Source organism: Hallella absiana, from assembly GCF_025457485.1.
In the GTDB taxonomy this organism is placed as follows: domain Bacteria; phylum Bacteroidota; class Bacteroidia; order Bacteroidales; family Bacteroidaceae; genus Prevotella; species Prevotella absiana.
This window is the reverse complement of sequence record NZ_JAMXSP010000078.1, coordinates 1-1,569: the sequence shown is the minus strand read 5'-3', so window position 1 is coordinate 1,569 and position 1,569 is coordinate 1. Positions and strand designations below refer to the sequence as shown.

Genomic DNA, 1,569 nt, shown 5'->3' with positions numbered 1-1,569 from the left:
TTGTGGAAGAGGTCGGAAAGCATTGCAAAACTTTCTATATCCGTGCCAACCGCAGCAGTTCGCTCTACGACGACATCTTTGCGCTCAGAGGGTGGAAAAAGGAGGAATTTAACGGCATTGAGTTTGAGCTGGCCTCCATTCTCGTCGAGAAATGGAAAGGGAAGGCATACCGTCTTGTGATTCAAAGACAGAAGCGAATGGACGGTGTGCTTGACCTTTGGGAAGGCGAATACACCTACCGCTGCATCCTGACTAATGACTACGAGTCTTCCATGCGAGAGATTGTGGAGTTCTACAATCTTCGCGGAGGGAAGGAGCGCATCTTTGACGATATGAACAATGGTTTCGGATGGGACAGGCTCCCTAAATCATTTATGGCGGAGAACACGGTGTTCCTTCTTCTTACAGCACTTATCCGCAACTTCTACAGATTCATCATGGAGAGGCTTGACGTGACGAAGTTCGGGCTAAAGGTAACAAGTCGCATCAAGGCGTTTGTCTTCAGGTTTATTTCAGTACCAGCCAAGTGGATTAAGACATCAAGGCAGCATGTGCTGAATATATACACCTGTAACAACGCTTATGCTGAGGTTTTCCAGACCGACTTCGGATAACACCGACAACTTATGGTCATGATACTGCGTATTGCCTCAAGTCGCATTGTGGGGTAAGGGGATTTTATGCCTCCTTGTGGCGATTTTCACCTCTTTGAGCCTCTTTTTCTGCGTAGCCTCTTTTTCTTTCAGTTCTATTTCATTTTTTGAGGGTGGTTGCGGATTTGAGGTTCATGAATAATTTGTGGGCAATTCATGGTCATTCATGTTCTTAGTTCTATTTCTTTTTAGGCAGAGCGAATCAGTCCCTCTGTCTTTAAGAATTTGTTCCTTTGTTGCTCTGACTTTAAAATTATGTTCTTTGTGTCTTTTTTGTCTAAAAAAAGAATATGTCCTTTATGTCTTTCTGTCTAAAAAGAAAAATATGCCCTTTATGTCTTTCTGTCTCAAAAAGAAAAATATGTTCTTTATGTCTTTCTGTCAAAAAAAGAAAAATATGTCTTTTATGTCTTTCTGTCTAAAAACATAGAGCTTGTCTTCTTGCTATATAATACATAATGTGTCTATGGCTCTTTCTGTCAATTTTTTGGAAAACTTATGTCTTTTCTTCAAAAAAACATGGGAAAAGTTTGGAGGGTATTGAGAAAATCTGTACCTTTGCACTCGCTTTTCAGAACTACGGCACACGCCTAACACTGAGAGCAACGAGAAAGAGTTCTTTGAGAAGATTACATACAACAGAGAGTAGTACAAGAAGCGATTCCTACACCTTATTATATATAGAGTGTTTGGAATTGGGTAGAAGAAACGAACCGTTCAATTTTATATTGAAAACAGGAAGACTTCAATAAACCATCGCGTCCTGTGACAGAGAAACTTTTTCCGAGTTGGCTGCAAGGCTGATGAGGGAACCATGATATTTTACAATGGAGAGTTTGATCCTGGCTCAGGATGAACGCTAGCTACAGGCTTAACACATGCAAGTCGAGGGGTAACGACAGCGAAAGCTTGCTTT

Annotated in this window: 1 protein-coding gene and 1 rRNA gene; both read left to right on the top strand. The window is 41.2% G+C overall.

Features of this window, described 5'->3' with window-relative positions; genetic code table 11:
- Nucleotides 1–614, top strand: a 614-nt coding sequence (locus tag NG346_RS14420; protein ID WP_262288911.1) for a transposase, incomplete at its 5' end; no start/stop codon positions are given.
- 863 nt (nucleotides 615–1,477) lie between these two features.
- A 16S ribosomal RNA gene (locus NG346_RS14720) occupies nucleotides 1,478–1,569 on the top strand; the annotation flags it as partial.